This window comes from Rhodococcus zopfii NBRC 100606 = JCM 9919 (assembly GCF_001895025.1).
Lineage (GTDB): Bacteria > Actinomycetota > Actinomycetes > Mycobacteriales > Mycobacteriaceae > Rhodococcus > Rhodococcus zopfii.
The window spans coordinates 1-1336 of sequence record NZ_BCXI01000116.1 but is presented as its reverse complement, the minus strand read 5'-3'; the positions used below and the strand labels follow the sequence as shown (position 1 = coordinate 1336).

General features: G+C 64.3%; 1 protein-coding gene. It reads left to right on the top strand.

Translation table 11 applies throughout. The features are described 5' to 3' along the window. Window positions 1-35 precede the first annotated feature (35 nt). Window positions 36-1280, top strand: coding sequence for an IS256 family transposase (locus RZ1_RS29360; protein ID WP_072816461.1), 1245 nt, complete (start codon window positions 36-38; stop codon window positions 1278-1280). Window positions 1281-1336: the final 56 nt, after the last annotated feature.

Sequence of the window (1336 nt, the reverse complement as noted above, 5' to 3'; positions counted from 1 at the left end):
AGAGCTACCAACTCGACTCGACGAAAGAGCACGCGATGACCACTGCCCACGATATCGACCTGCACCAGCTCCTTGAAGACCGACTCACCGGCGCCAGCCCCGACCTGCTGCGCGAACTGCTCTCGACATTCATCCACGCCCTGATGAGTGCCGAAGCCGACGCACTGTGCGGGGCCGGCTACGGCCAGCGCTCCGGCGACCGAGTCAACAATCGCAACGGCTACCGGCACCGCGACTTCGACACCCGCATCGGCACTGTGGACGTGGCGATTCCCAAACTGCGGCAGGGTTCCTACTTTCCCGATTGGTTGCTGCAACGCCGGAAGCGAGCCGAACGGGCCCTCACGTCCGTGGTCGCGACCTGCTATCTGCTGGGCGTCTCCACCCGACGGATGGAAAAACTCGTCGACACGTTGGGCATCACGTCCCTGTCGAAATCGCAGGTCAGCGTCATGGCGAAGGACCTCGACGAACAGGTCGAGGCCTTCCGGAACCGGCCCCTGGAGCAAGGCCCGTACACGTTCGTCGCCGCCGACGCGCTCGTGCTCAAGGTCCGGGAAAACGGCCGCGTGGTCAATGTCCACACTCTGGTGGCGGTCGGGGTCAACGCCGACGGGTACCGCGAGATCCTGGGCGTGGACGTGACCTCGTCCGAGGACGGGGCCGGTTGGCTGACGTTCTTCCGCGGATTGGTGGCCCGCGGCCTGACCGGGGTGCAGCTGGTGACCTCCGATGCGCATGCCGGGCTGGTGGCGGCGATCGGTGCGACCTTGCCGGGTGCCTCTTGGCAGAGATGCCGAACGCACTATTCGACGAACCTGATGGCGGTGACACCGAAGGCGTCGTGGCCGTGGGTGAAGACGCTGTTGCATTCGGTCTACGACCAACCCGACGCGGATTCGGTGCATGCCCAATATGATCGGATCATCGATGCGCTTGAGGCGAAGCTGCCGAAGGTCGCCGACCACCTCGACAGTGCACGCCCGGATCTGTTGGCGTTCACCGCGTTTCCCAAGCAGATCTGGAGGCAGATCTGGAGCAATAATCCGCAGGAGCGCCTCAATCGAGAAATCCGGCGCAGAACCGATGTGGTCGGAATCTTCCCGGATCGTACCGCGCTGATCCGGCTCGTCGGCGCGGTCCTGGCCGAACAGCACGACGAATGGATCGAGGGTCGCCGTTATCTCGGACTCGACGTGCTTGCTCGCTCGCGTACCGATAAGTGCGCCGACGCCGCCAGCAACGACACCGAGGAGGTGGCACCGGCCTTGACTGCCTGACTCACCGACGAGGAATCACGCAACGGTCCGTACACCACGTCCAGGGACTTGACCCC